The following is a 24,583-nucleotide window of genomic DNA, read 5'->3' on the forward strand; positions in this document are numbered from 1 at the left end:
GAAGAGATGCGTTTCGTCTGTGACAGCTGCCGCGCGCAGTACATGATCAGCGACGACAAAGTGGGCCCGAAGGGGGTCAAGGTTCGTTGCAAGAAGTGCGGCCACACCATCACCGTGCGCCCAGCGGGCGCCGCGGCGGGGAAGGATTCCCCGTCGGAGCCCGCGACTTCTTCCGCCCCTGCCTCCGCCTCGAACGGCGCGAGCACTCCGAGCACCCCGAGCAAGGAGGCCGAGTCGTCGTCGTCCTCCTCGTCCTCGTTGCCCGCCACGCTGGGGACTCCGCCGGAGGGCGGGCTCTTCACGGACGTGGAGGAGGACGAGATTGGAGCGGTGTTCGACCAGGTCCTCAGCTCTGGCACGCACAAGATTCCGGCGGGTGAATCCGTCGGAGAGGCCGCGGCGCGCGACGCCACGGCGGAGAACGTGCGCAAGCTGGCCGAGGCCGAGGACGAGCCCGACAAGGACGAGGCGAAGGCCCCGGCTTCTTCTCACGACTGGTACGTGGCCATCGACGAGAAGCAGGTGGGACCGCTCTCCGTCGAGAAGGTGAAGGACGCGTGGGACCGCGGGGAGGTGGGACCGGACAGCCTGTGCTGGCGCTCCGGTTTCAGCGATTGGATTCCCCTGTCGGAAACGGCGGAGCTGGCGTCGGTGCTGGCCCCGCGTCCGTCGAAGCCGACCATCGTCGCGCCGGAGCCGGTGTCGGGCTCTTCGCCCACGGTCCAGCCCGGGCCGGTGCAGTCGGCGTTCAGCGCGGGCAAGGCCTCCAAGGGCGACAGTGCCCCGCCGCCGTCCGCTTCTTCAGAGGCCCCCTCGGGTTGGAAGCCCTCCGCGGCCAGCGTGCTGGCCTCGCTGGTGAAGGAGGAGAACGACGCGTTCTCCAAGCCTCCGCCGACGCCCGCCCCGCCGTTGGGCCGGGAGCCCGTGTCCCAGTCGAGGTTGCTCGACGTTCCCATGCCTCCGCCCGAGCCGGTGTCTTCGCCGTCGCTGATGGGCGCGAGCGCGGCCATGGCGGCGCAGATGGCGCCCCCTCAGGCGCAGCAGCCCTACCCGCACCCGCAACAGTCGATGGCGCCCTACGGGCAGCCCTCGCAGATGCCCTATGGGCAGCAGCCCGCGCCGTATGCGCAGCCCGGTCCCGCGCAGTATTCGCCCGCGGGCTATGCGCCCACGTATGCGCAGCAGGGCGGGACTTCGCAGGGTGGCAAGAATCGGATGGGCCTGATGGTGGGCATCGCCGTCGGGGTGCTGGGGCTCGGTGGTGGCGTGCTTGCGTTCACCATGAAGGGGGATAGCAAGGTCGAGGCTCCGGCCACCTCGCAGGTGGCCTCACCGCCTGTCGCGGCGGCGACTCCTCCGCCGGTCGCGGCTCCCGTGAATCCGCCGCCCGTGGCCGCGCCTGTACAACCGCCGCCGGTGGTCGCGGGGGCGGCTGCGACGCCAACGCCTCCGCCTGTCGCGGCTGGAACGCCTGAAGCGAACCCGGCCGTTGCCGCGGGGACGCCTGCGCAGCCCGCTGCGACTCCGCCGCCCGTGGCGACGCCTCCAGCGGTCGCACAGGCTCCGGTGTCGCCCACGCCTCCCGTGGAGACGGCGAAGCCGCTCGACTCCGCCGTGGCGAAGGTGGAACGGACGACGCCCCGGAAGAACAATGGTTCCTCCGCCGCGGGTCGCAGGGAAGAGCCAGAGGAGCGGCCGGCGGCGCGCGCGGAGAAGCCCGCGGCGAGCGAGGGTGACAGTGACGACTTCGACGAGCTGTTCGGCACGAAGAAGCCGAAGAGCGAGCCGAAGCCGAGCGAGAACCGGCCGCCGACCGCCTACATCCCTCCCGAGCCTGGGGGCGGTGGTGTGCGCGATACCCTTCAGCGTTCCGACATCATGGAGGTGGTGCTGAACAACAAGCCCGCCATCGTGAAGTGCGTGAACGAGCAGAAGAAGAAGGACCCGATGCTGAGCGGCAAGCTGGTGATGCGGTGGACCATCCAGACGAGTGGCAAGACTGCGAATGTCACGTGCAAGACGGATGAGTACCGCACCACGTACATGGCAAGCTGCATTTCGGGGCTCATCAAGAGCTGGGCTTTCCCTCGTCACAAGAAGCAGGGCGAGCCCATCGACTTCCCGTTCACCTTCTGAGTGGGCGAGGGTGTTTCCGGGTCCAGTGCGACACGTGGGTCACGCCTGGGTCCGATGTGAGTGTTCGCTTTCGTGAGGGCTGAATTTCCTCGAAGGCCGAGCGTCAGTGGGCGTGTCGACACTCGTTGACACGTCAGGACGGGCGGGACTAAAGCCGAGCCGCTCGCATGGACGTCGGGGTCTGAAGTCAGTGGCCGGAGGCCCCCAGAGAGACGTTCCAAGCAGACTCACGGAGGGATTCTCAACATGCAGCTTCGCAAGATGATGCTGGTGCTCACGGCGCTGGGCGCGATGAGCGGTTTGATGGCCGGTTGCGGTGACGACGACACGGGCGGCCAGGGCTGCACCTCGAACGATGACTGCGCGGGCACGGAGATCTGCCACCCGTCCGCGGGTGTCTGTGTGACGACGTGTGAGTCTGGTTCCGACTGTCCGGACACCGCCAAGACGTGCGCGCCCCTGGGTGGTACGAGCACCCAGGCCAACACGCGGATCTGCCAGTGCTCCACGGACGTGCTCTGCAATGGTGGCACGGACTCCGAGTCGACCGACCTGGTCTGCTCCGACCTGGACACTGTTTGCGTGCCGAAGTGCGACTCGAACGATGACTGCGGCACCGGTCGCGTGTGCGACACGGCGTCCGGCCAGTGCGAAGAGGACGACACCACGGGCGGCACCTGCACGGGCACCGGCCAGAGCACCTGCCAGTATGGCCAGTTCTGCAGCAGCGGCACCTGCACCGAGGTTCCGGCGCCTACCTGCCAGAACTTCGACCCCGCGCGAGGTGGCAAGCAGCCCGTCTGGACCATCTCGTCCACGGGCCCGATCATCTATGACATCACCCAGGTCTCGTTCGGACAGGATTCCTTCTGTGGCTCGGGTCCTGGTACCACGGGCCTGACTGCGAAGGCTCGGGTTCGCGCATACCAGCCCGCGAACTCCTCGACTCTCTTCCCGGGGCAGCTGACGGCTCTCTCTGGCTTCTTCTACGTGCGCGTCGATGGCGTTCAGCTCGATGGCACCAAGTCTGTTCGTCCGTCTGAGTACAGCATCTCGAATGGTGGCAAGAACGCGGAGCTCACCATCAGCCTCTGCCCGGCTGCGAACTCGACCACGCTGTCCATTGGCCTCTACTTCACGAACGGCAATGAGATCTGCGCTCAGCTGAGCAGCCGATAGTCCCCAGGTTGTAGTCGGTCGGGACGAGCACGGAGCCCCATCCCTATGCAGGGGTGGGGTTCCATGCGTTTTGGCGCACCCACAGCCGAGTGAAAGTGCGTTTCAACCGAGGCTCGGGGCATGAATAAGGTGCTCTCCTCCTCGTTTGAATGAGCGACGGCGCTTGGCGCCAGTTGACGGACGAGAAGGAGACCGCGATGAGCTATCGTTTTGCTGCACTGTGTGTGGCTGCTATTGCAACGCAGGCCTTTGCTGAGAACTCGGCCATTGGTCGCGAAGTCCGCCTCGAATGCCCTGTTGGCACCGTGCAGAAGGGCGAGCGGGTGAGCAAGGACATGGGAGTCTTTTGTGTCAAGGTGGGCTCGACCCCGCAAGACGTCGCGCGGCATGGTCCGTATGTGGACTTCTGGGCGAACGGCAAGAAGCAGTCAGAAGGCCAGTACAAGGATGGTTTCCGCTCGGGGCACTGGACCTTCTATGACGCGAATGGCGTCAAGACAGGGGAGACCCAGTTCGAGAACAACGACTATCATGGCAAGCGGGTTGAGTTTCACCCGAATGGAGCCAAGAAGCTGGAGCAGTCGTGGGTGAAGGGGAAGCGTGAGGGCGTCGAGGCGACCTACACCGAGGATGGCCAGAAGGCCTCCGAGGTCCGGTACTTGGCAGACAAGCCGTTGGCCTCCAAGTAGCCCCTCGGCGCTGACCAGCAGTCCTGAAGGCCCTCCCTCCACTCCGGAGAGAGGGCCTTTCTTGTTTCTCTAGAAGCCTTTCCCGAACCAGCTTGCTCGGATAGGAAGCTCTGACGTGAAGGCTCCAACGCTAACCCCCGTTCTTCCCGACATCCCTATCCGCACGGTCGCGGAGATGGGGCTCCGCGAGCTCGAGCGCATCCGCCTCATCTTGCGAGGGGGCTCGGTCATCGACTGGCGTCGGATGCACTTCCAGGCCCGGGACGAAGTCGACCGGTTCCTCCGGCTCTGTCAGCTCGATGTTTCCCGACCCTACGATGAGGCCTGGGCTCGCCAGGTGTTGTCGGAGGCAGTGGACTACCTCCGGAAGACCTTCAACTACCGTGTGGCTGATTCGGTCGCCAAGCCGGAGGAGATTCACGACCTTTTCCTCCTGGCCTCTGGAGCCAAGGGCAATGCGCGGCACAGACGCATCGCTTGCGTCGTGTTGAAGGTGATGCACGTCATCCAGCACATCGAGGGAAGAGACCTGCTTTTCCGTCTTGCGATTTCCGAGGCGGAGCTGGCTGAGTTGGTGACGGAGAAGGTGCTGAGCGTTGCTCGGGAGATGCACGAGAAGGGGCTGCCAGTGGTGGAGTTCGCACACTCCATCAAGACGCAGGACTCGCTGGTGACCAAACTCCTCGCGAAGAAGGAAACCGTGGCGGCTCAAGTCTATGACCGCACACGATTTCGTGTGGTGACCCGGTCGCGAGAAGATCTGCTTCCTGTGTTGTACTACCTCACGCAACGACTGTTTCCATTCCATCTCGTGGTCCCGGGTCAGACCGAAAACACATTGCTTCCCTTTAAGAGTGTCTTGGGGGAGTACCCGCACTTCGAGCAGTTCACTCCGAATCTCCACCTGGATAGGAATTACGAGGACAGAGAAGACCGAAGCGGCAATGCCTTCTCTGGCAGCAGCTACCGGGCACTCAACTTCGTCGTGGATATTCCGGTGAGAATGGATGCCTATCTGCCACTGCCGGAAGAGGATACGCGGCCTCGGAAAGGCCGCGTCGTCATCTCATTGGTGGAATTCCAGATTGTCGACGCGGAAACGGCTCGCCAGAACGAACTGGGTGAGAACTCGCATGAGGCCTACAAGCGCCGCCAGAAGAAGCGAGTACTCAAGCGCCTCAGTCAGGGACTCGTGGTTCCAAAGCGTGGGCAATAACGCTGTAGGTGGGCTCACTGGTTGTAGCTGAAGACGAAAACGTCAGAAGACGGCCCATTGAGTTCGTGCCACGCGACCAGGGGATGGCCGTTGGAATCGAATGCCAACGAGGGATTGAAGCCGCCCGTGCTTGCTCCCTGGCGGGCGCTGAGTGGGGGGCCAATCCTCATCCACTGCTCTCCTTCCCATCGGCTGACGACAATGGTTCGTTCAGGGGAGGTGAATCCACTCCATGCGACGACGGGGCGTCCCTGTGAGTCGATACCAAGAGAGGGGGCTTCGTTCGAGGTGAGGCTTCCACTGGGCCTGTTCCCCAGGATGTTCCACGTGGTCCCATTGTGATGGGCCACGAAGATGTCGCCACTCGTGCTCGTCTTGGGCGCCTCGACCCACGCGATATACGGATTGCCAGCTCCATCCACCTCAATCGAAGGTGCCGACGCAGTGCTGTGGTCGGGGTTGAAAATCACGGGAGACCCAACGGGGGTGTTATGATTTTTCAGGACGGTGATGCCGCGATATTCTGAAGTCTGGGAACCAATGATGGCTGTGTACGCGGCGAAGATGGAGGTCGGGCCATAGGTCGTTATTGCGACATGCCATCGTTGGAGTTCTTCGCTGGGGAACGAGGGCTGGGAGTCAGTCCAACCCGTGCCTCCCGGCAGAAGGTTGAAGCTCGAAATCTGGTTGCGGATTCCGTCGTAAAAGTCAGCGTACACATGGAGTTTCCCAGTTCCATCTATTGCAGCCGAGGCCCTGTCACGCGCCGCATACTCGCTGGAATCAAGGGCAGGGAATTCCGGAAGCGCAATCCATTGGGTGTCAGACCATCGTCGACCATGGAGATTCTTCTGGTTCCCATTCGACGACAGTTCCTCCCAGATGACAGTGGGGTGGTTTGTTCCATCCAGAGATAGCGTTGGCCGTCCTGTGTGCGTGCCATTTTCGGGCACGGCGCTCAAAGAAGATCCGAGAGGCTGCCAGTTCGAGCCATCCCATCTCGCGACCTGGATGTTCTTGGTCGTCCCATCGGACTCTGACCACGCAATGACGGGAGCACCGTCCGTCCCCATCTTCATCACGACGTTCTCTGCGGAAGTATTGCCGGGATACGCGCTGATGGCACCGCCCATGGGGAGCCAGTAGGGGACAGTGAAGGCCCATGCCCCCGAGGTCGCCAGGGAATTGCCCGCCAGGTCCGTGATGGGATTCTCGGTCGTACCCAGTCCCACGCTGACGGTGTTCGACACGGGCAGCGGTGAGAGGGGCATGAGCGTGAGCGTGCGGCCATCCGCTGACACCTCCAGGGAAACAGGGATGGCGACCCCGCCATTGCCAGTGAGCCCCACATTGGCGGTCGTCACACTCGAAGCCTTCAGAGGCTCACTGAAGGTCGCCTGGACCGCCGCACGGACGCTCACCTGAGTCGCGCCTCGTGTGGGCATCCACGTCGCGACCTGCGGCGCTGCCCGGTCCACCACCACCGTACGGGGGACGCTCGTGAATGTCCCTCCTGCGCGGGTCGCGCGGGCCGTCAGCGAGTGCTCTCCCTCGAGCTCGCTTCCCGTGTCCCAGCGGTACGTATATGGCGGGGCCGTCCACGTGGTGAGCACGGTGCTCCCCTTCATCAACTCGACTGTCTCCGGCTGCCCTCCCTCCACGGCAATCGCCACCTCGAGCGTGCCGTTGACGGCACTGTGAGACGCGGACGGCGATACCCACGCCACCGCCAGGTCTCCCAGGGGGATGATGGTCAACGAGACGACTCGCTCCCGAATGAGTGCCCCCGAGAGTCCTCTCACGGTGAGGGCCACCGGACCTGTGGCGACGCTTGTTGCGACACTGACGCTCAAGGTCACGAGGTTGCCAGTGGTCGGAATGGTCACCGCTGGCGCCGAGACTCCCAGCGGCGGGTTTACGAGTGCAACCGAAACACTCCCACTGAAGCCCTGCCTGCGAACCAGCTGGACCTGGAAGCTCTTTGCTCCACCCTGGAGGACCGAGTCCTCCGTGGGGCTCACCTCCAGTTCGAAATCAGGAGCCTGAGTCCCGCCACCATCCTGTGTGGTGCCTCCATCGGTGGCGCCACCTCCCGCATCAGGCGGTTCGGGCGGGTCCACGATGTCCGGAACATCGATGCACCCCAAAAAAAGGACGACGGCGGCGAGGGGGACGGAGAGGCGAAGTCGGTTCGTCATGAAGGGCGTCAGTGCAGAGGGCGTTCCACAGCCAGGCACAGTCACGAGTGCCTGGCCCGGCACCCAGATGCCTATCACGGCCGCGTCAGGCCCGCGTGAGCTGGCCAGTTGCCCTCACGGCAGCCCGTCCGCCATCCCGGACCTCCATCCCGCGAACCGCCACACCCCGTGAAACGAGAAGCCCGCGCCTCTCGGACTCCTCCGAGCAGCACGGGCTTCACCGTCGTGGACCTCGAGGCCTCGGTCCTACTTCTTCTTCCGGTTCTTCTTCTTGTTGTCCTTCTCCCGCTTGCGGCGCTCCTTGATGGCGTCGCGGTCCTCGGGCTTCCCACTCGCGGCGGGCGGGGCGTAGCCCATGAGGCGGGCCTTCGCCATGGCGGCCTGCCCCATGGGAGGCGTGTAGCCAGGGGCCACCTGCGGCAACTGCATGGGCATCCCCATGCCGGGCATGCCGCCGCTCATCATCTTCTCCATCATCTTGGGGTCCCCACCAAACATGCTGGAGAGGTCCATGTTCCGCATCTGCGACAGCTGACCCAGCTGCTTGAAGCCTGGGATTCGGCCGAGGAGGCCCGGGTTCTGGCCAATGGTCCCCATCACCTGCTGCATCATCCCGAACTTCTGGAGCAGCTCGCGCACGTCCTCCGGCTTGCGACCGCTGCCCTTCGCGATGCGGCCAATCCGGCTGGAGTTGATGAGGTCCGGACGCAGGCGCTCCTTCGCCGTCATCGAGTCGTACATCGACTCAATCTTGGTCAGCTCCTTCTCGTCCGGGTTGAGCTGGTCGGTGAGGTCGCCGAAGAGGGGGAACTTCTCCAGCAGGTCCTTGAGCGGACCCATCTTCCGCACCATGCGGATCTGCTCGACGAAGTCCTTCATCGAGAACTGGCCGGACAAGAGCTTGCGCGCATCGTCCTCGGCCTTCTTCTCGTCGACGACCTTCTCGAAGTCCTTCATCAGGCCGACGATGTCGCCGAACCCGAGGATGCGACCGGCGAGGCCCTCCGGGCGGAACTCCTCCAGCTTGTCCATCGACTCGCCCATGCCGAGGAACTTGATGGGCTTGCCGGTGACTTCCTTGATGGAGAGCGCCGCGCCGCCGCGAGCATCGCCGTCCAGCTTCGTCAGGATGAAGCCATCCAGGCTCAGGCGCCGGTCGAACTCGGCCGCGGTGCGCACCGCGTCCTGACCAATCATCGCGTCACACACCAGGAGGATGTTGTCCGGGTGGACGTTGGTCTTGATGGACTCCAGCTCGTTCATCAGCGCTTCGTCGATGGCGAGCCGACCGGCGGTGTCGATGATCACCACGTCGCACTTCTGCTCGCGAGCGGCGGCATAACCTCGCTTCGCCAGCTCGGGCGGCTGCACGCCGGGCTCGTGGTAGACGGGCACCTTGAGCCGCTCACCCAGCACCTTGAGCTGATCCACGGCGGCGGGACGGTAGATGTCCGCGGCGACGAGCAGCGGCTTGCGCCCCTGCTGAAGCAGCCGGTTGGCGAGCTTGCCGGTGGTCGTCGTCTTACCGGAGCCCTGGAGGCCCACCATCATGATGCCGGACAGCTGCCCCTTGGGCTTGAGGTTCAGGCTCGTGTCGACCGGCCCCATCAGCGCCTCGAGCTCGTCGTGGCAGATCTTGATGAAGTGGTCCATCGGGCTGACCTTGCGCTTCTGGCCCGAGGCATCGGTGATGGTCGTCTGGACGAGCTCGCCCACGGCCTTCTCGCGGACGCGGGCGACAAACTTCTTCACCACATCGAAGGCGACGTCGGCCTCGAGCAGCGAGACGCGGATGTCGCGCAGCGACTCGTCGACCAGCTCGGGGGTGAGCTCGCTCTTGCCGGCGAGGCGGTTCTTGGCGGCGCGGAAGCCCTTGGTGACGGTCTCAAGCATGGGGGGCGCTTTATAACAGGGGGAAGGTGGGATGCGACCGTGGAGCGCATCCCGGACGTCGAAGAGTGGAGAGCCGGGCACCCGGCCCCGCCTGCCCGGGGCGGCCTGGAGCACGGACCCCGAATTCATCAACGCTCTTGAGGGGTTGGCGCATCCCTGGCCCCCGGAAGGCACCCGCCGGGGACCCCATGGGGGAAGTGCCCCCCGGGTCCGCCGGACCGAGCCTCCACCCTTCGGGCAGGCGCGGATACACCGGGTCCCTTGGGGGTTCCTCCCGCGCGAAGGCGGTTGCCCCTGTCGCCCGGATGCAGGACTGGGGGGCAAGGGGGCGCGTTTCGGAGCCCAGCCGTCGCGAGGCGGGACTCGCCCTGGGCCAGGTGCGCCGCCGAGCGGAGGGGCGAAGTCCATCCCTCCGCCACACGGTCGCGCCTGGACGAGCCAGGGGCCTGGTGCTCAGGCGGCGGAGAGCAGGTCCGCCTTGGGATACTCACGGACGTACTTGAGGAAGCCGAGCAGCGTCTTGTCCGCTTCGACCATCACCCCTTGGCGGAACTGGATGGTCTGCAGGACACCCTCGTCGTCATCGAGGAACGCTTGCATGAACTTCGCGGCACGCAGCAGGCGAGGCGCGTCCTTGAGGAAGCTCATCATGGTGCCGCTCACGAGCGCGAACTGCTCCGTGCGGGTCGGCGGCCGGCCCTTGTTCTTGCCTTCCTTTCGAGGCACTCCCGCGAGCAGGTAGGCCCGCGTTCCACCCCCTGGGATGCGCGTGCCGGTGAACATGCCGAAGATGGGGCCCGAGGGCGTGCGGGAGATGGCGGAGAACGTGTTGGTGCCTGTCACCCGGTTCCAGTTCTCCACCTTCAACCCATCACGGGTGGTGTAGTGGACGTCGTGCTCGAGGACGTAGTCCGAGCTGTTCATGTTGATGGGTCCCTCGATGATGCCCAGCTCGTGCAGCGTGTGCAGGTGCTGGTAGTCGTGGGAGTTGCACACCATCACCCAGGGTGGGACGGGGAAGCCCGCCTCATGCACCTTGACGCCGTACAGCAGGTCGCTCTCCTCGTAGCCGCGTACTCCAGGCACGTCGAACAGCGGCTTCTCGCCGTTGAAGGCCCAGACCATTCCCCACTTCTCCGCCGTGGGAAAAGTCTGGATGCGGGCGCGGTCGGGAATCTTGCAGCCCACGGGGATGTGGGTACAGACGCCCTCCTGGTTGTACTGCCAATGGTGGAAAGGGCAGCGCACCTCGTCGCCAATCACGTCGCCGATGCTCAGGTCCGCGCCAATATGACTGCAATAGGCGCTCATCACCTGCGCCTTGCCGTTCTTCCCTCGAAAGGCAATCACCTTTCCATCCAGGAACCCACGGCCGACAATCTTGCCGGGCTTGAGTTCCCTCGAAAGGCAGACGGCATACCAGTTCTGGTGATAGCCGATGCCGGGGCCTTCGAGGATGGGCCGCGAGTCGCGCACTGCGGGTTCGGTGGCGGGGCGCATCAATGCCGTCATGGGTTCCTCTGGGGGTGGCGGTGGGGGTGGGGAAAGACTGACTGCCGTGGGTCCTCGGCGAAGGCGCGCAGCAGGGCCTGGAGTTCTCGGGCCCAGCCGATGACGGTGTCCGCGTCGATTCGGTCGCTGTCGTGGATGAGCTCTCCACGCAGCCCCGTCGGGGTCTCTTCCAGATACAACGTGAGGTCGAGCAGCGCCGTGTCGTGCGCGAGCGCCAAGGGGGTCGCCTCGAGCGCGGACAGCTCGGGTTGGGGCGCGACGCCCTTCAGGACGAGCATCACGTTGGGCGTCGGGCCTCCAATGGCCTCGGGCGGAACGTCGGGATGGGCATAGGCGCCGAGCGCCACGGCTCGTGCATGCGCGAGCAGCTCCAGGAAGCTCGGTGCGCCCTCGGGGCGCAGGCGCAGCGCCAGTGTGTTGATGAACGTCCCGACGAGCGGCTCGAGGTCCGTGTGGCCCCGATGTGCGGCGGGCGTGCCGATGAGCAGGTCTCGCTGGCCACAGGCTCGCGCGAGGAGCACGTACAGCGAGGACAGCAGCACCATGAAGAGCGTGCTGCCCGCCTGCTGTCCCACCACCCGTAGTCGCTCGACGACCTCGTGCTCCACGCTGAAGTCGACGGAGCCACCGTGGTAGCGCCGCTGCTCCATTCCTTTCGAGCGCGTGGGCCACTCCAGCCGAGGCGGCGGGGCCGCAAGCTGCTGCTTCCAGTACCCGAGCTGTCGTGGAAGGACCTCCTCCTGGACCCATCGCCGTTGCCAGCGCGCGTAGTCCGCGTACTGGAGTCGCAGGGGAGCGAATGGACAGGGCTCGCCCGCGAGGAAGGCCGCATAGAGCACCGTCAGCTCATGCACCAGCGCTCCCCGGGATGCGCCGTCCACCACCGTGTGGTGCATCATCAGCACCATCACATGGCGCTGCTCGGAGAGGAGCAGGAGCCAGGCTCGGAACAGCGGGCCTCGGGCCAGGTCGATTCGCCGCCGATGCTCGTCGTGAAGGAGGCGGCGAAGTGCTTCCTGCTGCGCCTCGGCGTCGAGCGCGCACAGGTCCACGGGCTCCATTGCGGTAGACCCCGGTGGCGCGATGACCTGGACGGGGGTGTCTCCCCGGAGCTCGAACGTCGTCCGCAGCACCTCGTGGCGCTCGACGAGCGTCGCCACGGCACGCGTGAGCGCATCCCGGTTGAGCGGCCCCTCCAGCCGCATGGCGAAGGTGGCGATGTGGGCCGGAGCGAGGTCCGGCTCCCTCACCTCGGCGCGCCACAGACGCTCCTGGGTGAGAGACAGCGGCGGTGGCCCGTTTCGAGGCAAGGGCTCCAGTCGAATGGACTCCGGCGCCCCCCGCGCCTGCTGAAGCAGCTCCAGCAAGCGCGGCTTGTGCTCCACGAGCGCCGAGCGGAGCGTCGCGTCCACGACGCCCTCTTTTGCTCGGACGCGCAGTTGCTGCCCCTCCGCCCAGAGCTGGACGTGGCGCTCCGTGAGGCTGGAGAGGAGCTGCTCCAGGTTCATAGGGTCAGCTCACTCATTCCCGGCGTGGAGTCCGCCGTCAGCGCCTGCGTCGACGCGAGCTGATTGACGGTGAGCTGCTGCTGGGTGAGCTCCGCCAGTTCCTGGAGGCTGGCGCCGTCGATGAACTTCGCGATGGGCAGGTCCACGCCCAGCGCATTCATCAGGTGGTTCTTCAGCTCGATGGCCATCAGCGAATCGAGACCCAGCTCGGTGAGGGGCCGCTCGGGCGCCAGCCGCGATGGATTCTTGATGCGCAGCACCTTGGACAGCCGCTTCTGCAGCTCGGTCACCAGCAGCCGGCGAGCCTCCACGGGGGAGACCTCCGAGAGCTTGCGGAGCAATGCGTCGTCCCGCGCCGAGGCTTTCGCACCACCACCGCCCTCCCGTGCGACGAGCGCGGACAGCAAGAGCGGCACCGCGCCCTGCACTTCGAAGCCACCTCGGGCGATGGGCATGACCGCCACTTGAATCGCGGCGCTCGCCGAGAGCAGCGACGACAGGACGGCGAGCCCCTGGGCCGGACGGATGGGATTCATCCACCGGTCGGCGAGTCGCTCCTGGACGCGCTCGTTCGCCGCGGCTCCCACTTCCGACCAGGCGCCCCAGTTGATGGTCAGCGCGGGCAGGCCCTTGGCGCGTCGGTAATGGGCCAGCGCGTCCTGGAACGTGTTGGCCGCGGAGTGGTTCGCCTGACCGCTGTTCCCCAGCAGCGAGGCGATGGACGAGTAGAGGACGAAGAAGTCCAGCGGCTGTCCCAGCGTCAGTCGATGCAGGTTCCACGAGCCGAGCACCTTCGCCGCGAACACCTTCTTGAAGCGCGCGTGCGTCTGCTGCTCGAGGATGCCGTCGTCGAGCGCTCCCGCGGAGTGGATGACCCCTCTCAACGGAGGCATGCCCTCCAGCCCCGACACCAGGGCCCTGGCAAGCGCGTCTTCCTGCGACACATCCGCGCGGGCCACCACGACGCGCACATTCGCGCTCTCCAGCTCCTGGAGCTGCTCCGAGGCCGCCGCTGTCGGGGCCCCGCGTCCAAGCAACAGGAGGTGACGGGCCCCACGCTCCACGAGCAGTCGGGCCGTGAGCAGGCCCAGTCCGTTGAGTCCGCCCGTGATGAGATACGTCCCATCTTCACGGCACTGGAAGGGCACCTCCGACTCCATCCGCGAATGCCGCATGACGCGAGGCACGCGCCGGATGCCGTCCCGGAAGGCGACCTGCTCGTCGGAGCGCTCCGAAAGCAACTCCGTCACCAGCCCTTCCAGGTCATCGCGCCGGGGGTCCAGGTCGATGACCGTGCCTCCCAGCTTGGGGTACTCCATCGCGATGCCTCGCCCGAGGCCGTGCAGCGGTGACTGCGCGACGCCCGGGGCTCCATCCCCCAGCACGTCGAGCGCGCCTCGGGTGACGAAGCTCAGCGCGGGAGAGAGCCGAGTGGCCAGCAGCGCCTGGAGCAGGTCGAGCGCGCTGCCACAACCATTGCGGTATGCCGCCTCCAAATCGAGCTGCGCCATGTCGTCCGGTCCCGAGGAGTCGAGGCTCGTGAGGTGGACGACGTGCGTGGGGGCTTGCGTGATTGCGAGCTCTTTCAACAGTTGGGAGAAGTCCGCGACGGTGGCCCCCGTGCCGGAGATCACCGCGCACAGCTCGCCTCGGGCTTCCAGTCGCTCGGCCAGCCTGTATCCCGTGCCTCGTTCGTCCGCGACGATGAGCCACTGCCGCCTGCTGGCGCGCGCGTCCTCGTCGGGCAGTCGAGCCAGGATGACCGCCGCCTGGAGACTGGCTTCGTGCTCCTCTTTCGCCAGCGCCGCGCTCGCGGAGAAGCCCTCCTGCGCGAACAGCGTCTTCCACCCCGCGCTCGAGATGAGCGGGTGCGTGGGGCGCAGGTCCGTGTCCGTGTAACGCCACCAGCCCGACGTCAGGCCGAACGTGAGGTCGACCCAGCGCCGCTTGGACGTGGCCTCGACGACGAGCAGCATCCCCGAGGGCGCCAGGAGCCGCCGCGCGTTTCTCAGCGTCTCCTTCAAGCTCTCCGTGGCGTGCAGGACGTTGGCCGCGACGATGATGTCGAAGCCGCCGGCCTCGAAGCCCTGGGTGGCCGGGTCCTTCTCGATGTCCAGCGTCCGGTACGTCACGAACGGATGCGCGCGGAATTCCTGTGCGGCTCGCTGGAGGAAGAGCGGTGAGATGTCCGTGAAGACGTACTCGGTGCGCTCCGCGGGCAGCTCGGGCAACAGCAGGGCCGTCGTGCCACCGGTGCCGGCGCCAATCTCCAGCACCCTGATCGTGCGCTCCGCGGGCAATCGCGAGACAGCCTGCGCGAGCGCCGTCTTCGCCTGCGCGTTGAGCTCCCGAGGGCCTGGCGAGTCACGGTACAGGCTGGCCGCGACCTCCATGTCTCCCTTGGGGAACAGCAACTCCAGCGGGTCGCAGCGCCCCCACAGGGCCTCCGCGAGTCCTTCGCCGCAACGCTGCACCAACGCCTGCTCCGAGCGATGCGCCGGGTAACGCTCCGCCAGGGACGCCATGCGCGCCGCGACGTCCATGGGCGCCGGACAGGTGACGACCTCCAGTGTCTCTCCCGTGGTTCGCAGCAGGCCTTCCTCGGTGAGCATCTCGAGCAGTCGCCGCCACAGCCGTTGGTGCAGCGGAACGACCCCTAGCCGCGCGGCACGCTCATCCGCCTTGAAGCTCGTGCCCGGCGTGAGGTCGCAGCCCAGTCGCTCCATGGCCTGGAGCACGTAGGGGACGCACAGCGACTCCAGCTCCTGGAGGAACACGCCGTAGGCCGCCAGGTCTTCGCGCCCGGACAAGGCCTCCAACTGGGGGAGGACCGCGTCACGCAGCGAGTTCGGAGTCGGAATCCAGGATGGGGGCACGCGGCGCCCATGGGGCAGGGCGGGGTGCCATTCGAGTGCGTAGAGCCACTCCTCGAGCAGCTTGTCACCCTGGCCCAGCAACGCCTCCAGTCGGACCTGGCGGAAGCGCAGTCGCTCCGCCTCCGCGAGCAGTCGCCCATCCGTGCTGAACACTCGAAGCGATGCAATCGCCTCCACGCCTTCCTGGCGACGCTGGAGACTTGCCCAGACCTCTCGCTCCATCGGCGCGTGGAGTCGGAGCCCTTCGACACCGGCGGGGAGATAGGGCACGTCCTTGCGCTTGGGGAACGTCACGCCCAGCGCCTGGAAGCACGCGTCCAACATCACTGGATGCACGGTGTACGGCTCCAGCTTGAGTCCCTCCGGCAGGACGATGCGCACGAGGGCCTCGCCCTCTTGGCCGTACATGGCCTGGAGTGCCTGGAACATCGACCCGTACACCAGCCCTCCGCTGGCCAGATGCGCGTAGTAGTCCGCGGGCGCGATGGCCTCCGTCATCCGCGCTCGCAGGGACGCCAGGGACTCGCCCGCTGCCTTTGACGGTGACGCCGCTCCGAGTCGCCCCGTGGCCACCTGTTCCCAGGTGGTGACCCGGTCTTGCTCCCGACGCATGAACACCTTGAGGACCTGCGTCGCTCCCTCCTCCTTCACCAGCGTCGATTGGAGGACGACGGCGCCCTTCTCCGGCAGGGCGACAGGCCGCTCGAAGGTGAGCTGGAGCAGCTCCAGCGGCTTCTCACCCGGAACGCTGGAGATGCGACCCGCGGCCAGTGCCAGCTCGACATGGGCCGCCGCCGGCAACAGCGCGGTGCCCGCCGCGCGATGGTGGTCGAGGAAGAAGGGCTCCCTGGCGCCGAGCGCTCCCTCGAAGCGCACATCGCTCGAACCCGCCAGCTCGACGCGCCGGCCGAGCAGCGGATGGAGCACTCCCGCCTGGGAGGGCAGAGGCTGCGCGCCAGCAGTCTCCGGACCTGTCTCCACCCAGTAGCGCTCGCGCTCGAAGGGCGTGGTGGGCAAGCGCACCCGCCCACGAGACGTCTTCCCGTGTACCTGCGACCAGTCGACGGGGACTCCGCGCGTGTGGAGCGTGGCCAGGCTCTCCAGCATCCGTCGACGGTTCCCCATGCCCGTGTGCAGCGACGGAAGCCACTCGCGTGACTCGCCGTCCTCCGGAATGCACCGCTGCGCGAGGCCGAGCAGCACGCTCGCGGGGCCCACCTCCACGAAGTTCCGCACACCCAACGCGTGGATGGACTCCACCGCTCGCGCGAAGTTGACGGGCTGGAGCAGGTGCCGGCACCAGAAGTCCGGCTCCGACAGCTCACCCTCCACGAGCTGGCCCGTCATGTCCGAGACGATGCGCAGCCTCGGCGTGTTGAGCCGCACCCGGGAGAGGTGCTCGCGGAAGCGGTCGACCATCGGATGCATCAGGGGCGAGTGGAACGCGTGCGAGACGTTGAGCTTCTTCGCCTGGATTCCCTCCGCCGCCAGGGCCTCCACCACCGCGTTGACGGCTTCACTCGCACCGGAGATGACCGTGCTCGTGGGGCCATTGATGGCCGCGATGGACAGTCGCTCGCGATAGGGCTCGATGGCCGCCGCCACCTTCGCGTAGGGCGCGAGGAACGAGGCCATCTCGCCCCCCGGTGGCAGCTCATGCATCAGTCGTCCACGCAGGGCGACCAGCGGCAGCACGTCTTCAAGACTGATGACGCCCGCCACGCACGCGGCCGCGTACTGCCCCAGGCTGTGCCCCACCACGACGGAGGGCTCCACGCCCCAGGCCTTCCACTGCTCGGCCAGGGACACCTCCAGCGCCACCATGGCGGGCTGGGTGAATACCGCCTGCTCCAGAGGTGAGCCGCTGCCCTCCTCGGCGAACAGCACCTCCAGCAGGGGCTTCGGAAGATGCGGTGCCAGGATGCTCGCGCACCGGTCCATCGCCGCGCGGAACACCGGCTCTCGTGTGTACAGCTCCCTCCCCATGCCCAGGTGCTGCGAGCCCTGTCCGCTGAAGAGGAAGGCGACCTGCGCGGCGCGCGACGCGGCCTCCTCGGAGACGATGAGCCCGTCGATGGGATTGCCACTCGAGAACGCCTGGAGCTGCGCACGCAGTTCGTCACCCGAGGTGGCGACGGCGGCGAGGCGGTAGGGCATCGTGGAACGGCTCGCGGTCGCGCTGTGACACACGTCGGAGACGTCCTGCTCCGCGTTCCGCGTCAGGTGGGTCGTGTAGCTCCCGGCCAGTGTCGACAGCGCCGAGGCGGTCTTCGCCGAGAGGACCAGGACGTGTTCTCGTCCCGGTTCGGAGGGCGTGGCGCGCTTCTCGGTGATGGGCGCGGCCTCCAGCACCACGTGGGCGTTCGTCCCGCTGTAACCGAACGAGCTCACTCCCACGAAGTTCCGAGGGCCGCCGGGAAAGTCGCGCCGCTCCGTGACGACGGACACGGGCAGCTCGTTCCAGCGAATCTCCGGGTTCGGCGTCTGGAAGTGCAGGTTCTTGGGAATCTGCCGGTGCTGGAGGCTCAGCGCGGCCTTCATCAGCCCCGCCATGCCGGCCGCGATTTCCGTGTGCCCGATGTTCGTCTTCACCGAGCCGATGAGGAGCGGCTCCTCACGGTGACGCTCGTCCTGGAAGACGCGGCCCAGCGCTTCGACCTCGATGGGGTCGCCCAGCGCCGTCCCCGTGCCGTGGGCCTCCACGAAGTCGATCTGCGAGGGCTCCACGCCACCGTTGCGAAGCGCGGAGCGGATGACTCGCTCCTGGGCGCTGCCGTTGGGCACCAGCAGACCGCTGCTGTGGCCGTCGTGATTGACGGCGGAGCCTCGAAGCACCGCGATGACTTCGTCACCGTCCGCGAGCGCGTCCGACAGGCGCTTGAGCACCACGACGCCGCAGCCCTCGCCCCGCACGAAGCCGTCCGCCCTGGCGTCGAAGGTCTTGCAGTGTCCCTCCGCGGAGAGCATCCGCATCTGGCATTCGACGATGGTGCTCATCGGCGAGAGCATCAGGTTGACGCCCGCGGCCAGCGCCACGTCGGTCTCTCCGTTGCGCAGGCTCTGACAAGCCAGATGCAAGGCCACCAGCGAGGACGAGCACGCCGTGTCCACCACGAGCGTGGGACCTTCCAGCGCGAGCAGATGGGCGATGCGTCCCGCCGCCACGCTCAGGCCCGTGCCCGAGCCGGTGTGCGAGTCAATCTCGCCGGAGGCGTGCACCAGGTAGGCGTAGTCGCGGTGCATTATGCCCACGAACACGCCGGTGGCCGTGCCCCTCAGCCTCGACGGCGAGAGCCCCGCGTGTTCGAGCGCTTCCCAGCTCGTCTCCAGGAGCAGACGCTGCTGCGGGTCCATCAGCACCGCCTCACGCGGAGAGATGCCGAAGAACAGCGGGTCGAACCGGTCCACCTGGTTCACGAAGGCGCCATGCCGCGTGTACATCTTCCCCGGCGTGCCGGGGACGGGCGAGTAGAGCGCGTCCAGGCTCCAGCGGTCCGAGGGCACCTCGGTGACGGCGTCGCGCCCCGCCGCGAGCAGCTCCCAGTACGCCTCCGGACTGTCCACGTTCCCAGGGAAGCGGCAACCCATTCCGACGAGTGCGATGGGCTCCGCCGGGACGAGCCCCATCTTGTTGCGAAGCTGCTTGGCGGCATACGCGAGCTGCGTCGCGCTCATCTGGGCCAGTTCATGCGCGTTCATCGGTCACCTCGGGGCCCTGCTTCGTTGGACCGCCCGGCGGCGAGCGCCGCGGTCACATCGGCTTCGGACATCTGATTGACCTCCATCAAGAACGATTCGAGCTCGGCGTCTCGCGGGGCCGCGGACACCTCCTGCGCCTCGGGGGCGGGCACCAGCTCGCGCGCGAGGTGATTCGATAGGGCCTGGACACTCGGGTGGTCGAAGATGAGGCTCACCGGCAGCGAGCGGCCCAGCGTCCGCTGGAGCGCGTTGCGCAGCTCCGTCGCCATCAGCGAGTCCATGCCCGCCTCGAAGAGGCCTTGCTCCGGATCCAACGGACGGCTCGCATCTAGCCCGAGCACCCGCGTCGCCACCGAGGCGATGTGCTCCCGCAGGAGTCGAGGCTTGTCACCGGGAGGCGCGCTCTCGAAGCGGCGCAGGAAGTCCGCGCCCGTCGCGCCGCCCGTGGGTGTCACTCCCGCGAGCTCCGAGAAGTACGGCGCCGCGGCGAGCCGCCCCATCGACTGCCAGCCGATGGCCACGACTCCCACCTGGGGCCTTCGTTGACCCAGCAGTTGCTCGAAGGCGGCGAGCCCCTGCTCGGGACTGATGGGGGTGACGCCCATGCGGCGGACTCGCTCCATCACCCGCTCCGTCGCGGCCACGCCCACCTCGGACCAGGGGCCCCAGTTGATGGAGAGCGCCGGCAGGCCCGATGCGTGACGGTGATGGGCCAGCGCGTCGAGGAAGGCGTTGGCGGCCACATAGCTGGCCTGCCCTGACTGCCCCAGTAGCGAGGCCACCGAGGAGAAGAGGACAAAGAAATCCAGCGGCTGTCCCAACGTGTGACGGTGGAGATGCCACGCGCCGAGCGCCTTGGGGCCCAGCACTCGCTCGAAGCGCTCCAGGTCCTGCTGCAACAGCATGCCGTCGTCGAGGACCGCCGCCGCGTGGACGATGCCGCGCAACGGAGGCATCGTGTTCGCGAGGCGCGCGAGCAGCTCCGTGACTTGTGCCTCCACGGAGATGTCGACCTGCAAGGTGACGACGCGCGCACCTCGTGCTTCCAACTCGCGCAGGCTGTCCCTCGCTTCAGACGAGGGGGCGCGCCTGCCAAGCAACACCAGATTCCTGGCGCCACGCTCCACCAGGCGGCCCGCGAGCTTCAGGCCCAGTCCGCCGAGCCCGCCCGTGACGAGGTACGTCGCGTCGCCACGGAGCTTGAGTGTCGTGGTGCCGTCCGCTGCCTCGGCGCTCCTCGCGAGTCGCGACACGAGTCGCTGGCCGCCTCGGAGGCAGACCTCGTCCTCGGGTGTTCGCTGCTGGAGTTCCGCGACGAGTGCCTCGACCCCGTCCGTTCCCTGCGCCGGGTCCAGGTCCACTCGCAGGCACCGCAGCTCCGGGTGCTCCTGCGCGATGGCCTTGCCCAGGCCGGACAGACACGCCTGCACGGGCGTTGGAAGGGGGTTTCCCTGCGTCGCCTGGGCGCCTCTCGTGACGAGCACCAGCCGGGGACTGACGCCTGTCTCGGCCGCCGCTCGCACGAGGTGGAGCGTGCTTCCCAGGAGGCTTCGATAGTCCCGGGCGAACGTGTCGGGCTCTCCGTCTCGCGCCGCACGCACGTCCAGCGCCGCGAGGTGGAGCATCCCCGTGAAGGGCCCCGCCTCCGTGAGCAGCCTCCTCGCGCTTGCCGCGAGCGTCAGGTCCACATGTCGCGTCCCGGTGTCCTCGGGGCCTGTTGTTTCTCCTGGCAGGGCCACGATGCAGTCCGACCCCGAGGCGCGCAGGCGGCGTGCGATATCCGTGGCCCGTCCACCCGTGTCACCGACGATGAGCCACCGCTCGCGAGGCGGCGTGCCCGTGGCGGGCGGCAGGGGTAGAGGACGCCACGCCACCTCGTACATCCAACCGCGTGGCACCCGCTTTGAGTTCCCGAGCAGGGCCTCACGCGGTGCCTGCTGGAACTCCAGTCGCTCCAGCTCCGCGAGGACTCGGCCGTCGGGCGCCAGGAGCGTGAAGTGCGCGGTGTGGACGCGCTGCCCCAAATCCGGCCCACCATCGAGTCGCGCGTGGACGAAGACCTCACGCCCCAGCTTGTCGTGGACCCGCAGCTGTCCGATTCCCACGGGCAGGTAGATGCTGCCTGGAGGCCCCTCGGGAAACACGGCGCCGAGGACCTGGAAGCAGGCGTCGAGCAGCACGGGATGCAACACGTGCTCGCTTGCTTCGAGCGCGTCCGGGAGCGTGAGCTGTCCGAAGGCTTCCTGTCCTCCTCGGCCGAAGCGCGTGACGGCTCGGCACAGCGGCCCGTAGTCGATGCCGTGCTCACCGATGCGCCGGTAGAAGTCCGCGACGGAGACCTCCTCCGCGCAGCGCCTCGCGAGCATCGTGACATCCTGATGCAGCGAGGCTGAGGGCTTCTCTGTCGAAGACAATCGCCCCGAGGCATGGAGGGTGAAAGCTCCGTCGGACAGGCTGTGCACCTCGAAGATGCCCTTGCGCGCGCCCTCGCCGTCGTCCGGCGTGACGAGGACCTGGACCGTGCGCGGCTCGCCTTCCTCCAGCCGCACGGGCTTGTGGAAGCGGACGTCCTCGAGACTCAGCGCGCCCTGGCCGAAGACCTCCTGGCCCGCTGCCACGCCCATCTCCAGATACGTCGCACCCGGGACGATGACCGAGTCGTAGACGCGGTGGTCGGCGAGAAAGGCGGGAGACTCGGTGCTCAGTTCGCCCTCGAACTGGATGACCCGAGCCGCGGAGTTCAGCCTTCGTCCGAGCAGCGGATGCCGCGCCTGCTCTTCTTCGCTCCTCGCGGACTTGAGCTTCATCCAGTGGCGCTTGCGCTGGAACGGCTGGTTCGGCAGGGGCACCCGTGAGCGCCGGCCGTGGGTCGCAATCCCCGTGAGCCCACTTGACGCTCCGCGTACCCAGAGCTCCGCGAGACTCGCGCGCATCTGCTCCACGTCCGAGTGCCCGTTGCGGAGGCTCGGCAGCCACACCAGGCGCTCGTCGGGCAGACAGGTGCGCCCCATTCCGAGCAGCACGGGGGTGGGGCCGAGCTCCACGATGAGGTCCGCCCCCTTCGCGTGCAGGGCACGCAGGCCCGCCGCGAAACGCACGGGCTCCCGGACATGGCGACGCCAGTAGGCCGGCGTCGTCGGCTCGTCGCGCACCAAGGCGCCGGTGAGATTGGAGATGAGCGGCAGCTCGGGTGGGCGCAGTCGGAGCTTCGCCACCATGCGCTCGAAGGAGTCGAGCATCGGCTCCATCAGCGGTGAGTGGAACGCGTGGGAGACGTTCAGGGGTTTGACCTCCACGCCCTCTCGCTGGAGGACTTCCCCGACGACCCGAAGCCGTTCGCTCCTGCCCGCGATGACCACTTCCGAGGGCCCATTCACCGCGGCGATGGAGAGCTCCCGGGGATGCGCGGCGACGAGGGCCGCCACTCGCTCCTCGGGTGCGCGTACCGCCAACATGCCCCCCACGCGTGGCAGCTCCTGCATCAGCCTTCCGCGCGTTGCCGCCAGCAGGAGCGCGTCCTCCAGCGACAGCACCCCCGCCACATGCGCCGCTGAAATCTCCCCGACGCTGTGTCCCATCACCACTGAGGGCTCGACGCCCCAGTGCTTCCACTGCTCCGCGAGCGCCACCTCCAGCGCCACCAGCGCGGGCTGCGTGTACGCCGTGTCATGCAACGTGCTGTCACCCGGCTCTCCCGCGGATGGGTAGAGCACCGACAGGAGAGAGACGCCCAGATGCGAGCGCAGCAGTTCGTCACACCGGTCCATCACCTCGCGGAAGCGGGGCTCATGGGCATACAGCTCGCGCGCCATGCCGACGTACTGCGAGCCCTGACCCGTGAACAGGAAGGCGACCCGGGGTTTCCTTCCCGTGGGCACCACTCCCGCGCTCACCCCTGAAGGTCGCTGACCCGAGGTGAACGCCTGGAGTCGCTCGTCGAGCTGCGCTCCGCTGGAGGCCAGCACCGTCAGCCGGTGCGGAAATGATGCGCGCCCCGTCGCGGCCGTGAAGCAGACATCCGCAAGCGGAACGTCCTTGCCCGGCCCCTGCCTCCAGGTGAGGTAGCGCCGCGTGAGCTCCTGCAGCGCCTCCTCGCTTCGTGCGGACAGCGCCAGCAGCTCGGGACCGGGCACCGGTGCCTCCGGCACTCTTTGCTGTGTGACAGCGAGTGGGGCCTCCTCGATGAGGACGTGCGCGTTGACTCCAGAGAGTCCGAAGCTGCTGACTCCCGCGATGCGAGGTCGCGTGCCACGCTTCCATGGCGTGCGCTCCGTCGTCACCGCGATGCGCGCCGGGTCCCACGCAACCTGCGGGTTCGGCGTGCGGAAGTGCAGGTGCGCGGGGAGCTCCTCGTTCTGGAGCGAGAGCACCAGCTTCATGATGCCCGCGACACCGGCCGCTGCTTCCAGGTGACCGATGTTCGTCTTCACCGAGCCGATGAGGAGCGGCGCGCCCGGCGCTCGCTCGGGACCGAAGACCGCGTCGATGGCGCGGACCTCTATCGGGTCTCCCAGCGGCGTCCCCGTGCCATGGGCTTCCAGGTAGTCCACGTCGCGCGGCGACAGCCGCCCCGAGGCCAGGGCCTTGCGAAGCAGCTTCTCCTGCGCCGGGCCGCTCGGAACCGTGATTCCGCCGCTCTGCCCGTCGTGATTGACGGCCGAGCCCCGCACCAGCGCCAGCACCGGGTCTCCCGCGCGCACGGCGTCGGAGAGGCGCTTGAGCACCAACATCCCGCAGCCCTCGCCACGGCCGAACCCATCCGCCGACGCATCGAACGTCTTCGAGCGACCATCCGGCGCCGTCGCGCGCATCTTCGACAGGACGATGCTGGTGTCCGGGAACACCATCAGGCTGACCCCCCCCGAGAGCGCCAGGTCGCACTCACGAGCGCGCAGGGCCTGGCAGGCCAGGTGCGTCGTCGCCAGCGTGGAGGAGCAGGCCGTGGCGATGACCATGCTCGGGCCTTGCAGGCCGAGCACGTACGAGAGCCGACCCGCGGCGAAGCTCATGTCATTGCCCGTGCCCATGTACGGCAGGTCGGGCGGGTCGATGCGCTGGAAGGGGACTCGGCCGTAGTCGCCGGTGATGACGCCCACGTAGACGCCGGTGGCGCTGCCGCCCAGCCGGTCCGGAGCGATGCCCGCGTTCTCCAGCGCCTCCCAGCTCGTCTCCAGCAACAGGCGCTGCTGCGGGTCCAACATGGCCGCCTCGCGTGGCGACATGTTGAAGAACGGCGCGTCGAACAGGTCGATGCGCTGGTCCACGAAGCAGCCGTACCGCGTGTACATCTTCCAGAACCGGTCGGGGTCCGGGTCATAGAGCGCGTCCGCGTCCCAGCGCTCCAGCGGCACCTTGCGCGTCGCGCACTGCCCTTCGTGCAGCAGGCGCCAGTAGCTGGCGGGGTCATTGGCTCCGCCTGGATAGCGGCAGGACATGCCGACGATGGCGATGGGTTCTTCCTGGACCGCCTGGAGCGCGTCCAGCCGCGAGCGCATCTCCTTCAGGGCGATGGCGGCCTGTTGAAGCGGCGTGGGGACTTCGCGGGGAGGGGAGGAAACCGTCATGGGTCTGCCTCAACGGGAAACGAGTTGGAACTCATGGGTGATGAGCGCCTCCAGCTCCTGGTCCGACATGCCCTGAATCTCCTGGGCGTGCGGAATGGGAGGTGGGGACGAGG

General features: G+C 67.3%; 10 protein-coding genes. 4 read left to right on the forward strand and 6 right to left on the reverse strand.

Features of this window, described 5'->3' with window-relative positions; all coding sequences use genetic code 11:
• Window positions 1-6: 6 nt before the first annotated feature.
• The 4 genes from gltJ (at window position 7) to HR086_RS14070 (ending at window position 5,220) form a co-directional block, all read left to right on the forward strand.
• Entirely contained in the window at window positions 7-2,136 is a 2,130-nt protein-coding gene (gene gltJ, locus HR086_RS14055) for an adventurous gliding motility protein GltJ (RefSeq protein ID WP_174465883.1), read from the forward strand.
• Window positions 2,137-2,382: 246 nt separating this feature from the next.
• A complete protein-coding gene (locus HR086_RS14060) occupies window positions 2,383-3,315 on the forward strand; it encodes a hypothetical protein (protein ID WP_254623511.1) in 933 nt (310 codons plus the stop codon).
• A 197-nt stretch (window positions 3,316-3,512) separates the two neighbouring features.
• A complete protein-coding gene (locus tag HR086_RS14065) occupies window positions 3,513-4,004 on the forward strand; it encodes a toxin-antitoxin system YwqK family antitoxin (protein WP_174465884.1) in 492 nt (163 codons plus the stop codon).
• 115 nt (window positions 4,005-4,119) lie between these two features.
• Window positions 4,120-5,220, forward strand: a complete 1,101-nt coding sequence (locus HR086_RS14070; RefSeq protein WP_174465885.1) for a TIGR04552 family protein — start codon at window positions 4,120-4,122, stop codon at window positions 5,218-5,220.
• A 14-nt stretch (window positions 5,221-5,234) separates the two neighbouring features.
• On the opposite strand, the gene HR086_RS14075 is transcribed toward HR086_RS14070, so the two are convergent.
• The 6 genes from HR086_RS14075 to HR086_RS14100 form a co-directional block, all read right to left on the reverse strand.
• Window positions 5,235-7,418 carry an Ig-like domain-containing protein gene (locus HR086_RS14075; RefSeq protein ID WP_174465886.1) on the reverse strand — a complete coding sequence of 728 codons (2,184 nt, stop codon included), beginning with the start codon at window positions 7,416-7,418 and terminating at the stop codon, window positions 5,235-5,237.
• Window positions 7,419-7,664: 246 nt separating this feature from the next.
• The gene (gene ffh / locus HR086_RS14080) at window positions 7,665-9,311 is read right to left on the reverse strand and encodes a signal recognition particle protein (RefSeq protein WP_174463054.1); all 1,647 of its coding nucleotides are present in this window, start codon (window positions 9,309-9,311) and stop codon (window positions 7,665-7,667) included.
• 453 nt (window positions 9,312-9,764) lie between these two features.
• Window positions 9,765-10,823: a Rieske (2Fe-2S) protein gene (locus HR086_RS14085; RefSeq protein ID WP_141649502.1), complete on the reverse strand. Its 1,059-nt coding sequence runs from the start codon at window positions 10,821-10,823 to the stop codon at window positions 9,765-9,767.
• Window positions 10,820-12,331 (reverse strand): condensation domain-containing protein, encoded by a 1,512-nt coding sequence (locus tag HR086_RS14090; RefSeq protein WP_174465887.1) that lies wholly within the window; start codon window positions 12,329-12,331, stop codon window positions 10,820-10,822. Before HR086_RS14090 ends, HR086_RS14085 begins: the two co-directional genes overlap by 4 nt.
• Window positions 12,328-18,906 carry a type I polyketide synthase gene (locus tag HR086_RS14095; protein WP_174465888.1) on the reverse strand — a complete coding sequence of 2,193 codons (6,579 nt, stop codon included), beginning with the start codon at window positions 18,904-18,906 and terminating at the stop codon, window positions 12,328-12,330. The genes HR086_RS14090 and HR086_RS14095 overlap by 4 nt, the downstream gene beginning before the upstream one ends.
• Window positions 18,903-24,470 carry a type I polyketide synthase gene (locus tag HR086_RS14100; RefSeq protein WP_174465889.1) on the reverse strand — a complete coding sequence of 1,856 codons (5,568 nt, stop codon included), beginning with the start codon at window positions 24,468-24,470 and terminating at the stop codon, window positions 18,903-18,905. The genes HR086_RS14095 and HR086_RS14100 overlap by 4 nt, the downstream gene beginning before the upstream one ends.
• Window positions 24,471-24,583: the final 113 nt, after the last annotated feature.

Source organism: Myxococcus sp. CA039A (genome assembly GCF_013336645.1).
GTDB classification, from domain to species: Bacteria; Myxococcota; Myxococcia; order Myxococcales; family Myxococcaceae; genus Myxococcus; species Myxococcus llanfairpwllgwyngyllgogerychwyrndrobwllllantysiliogogogochensis.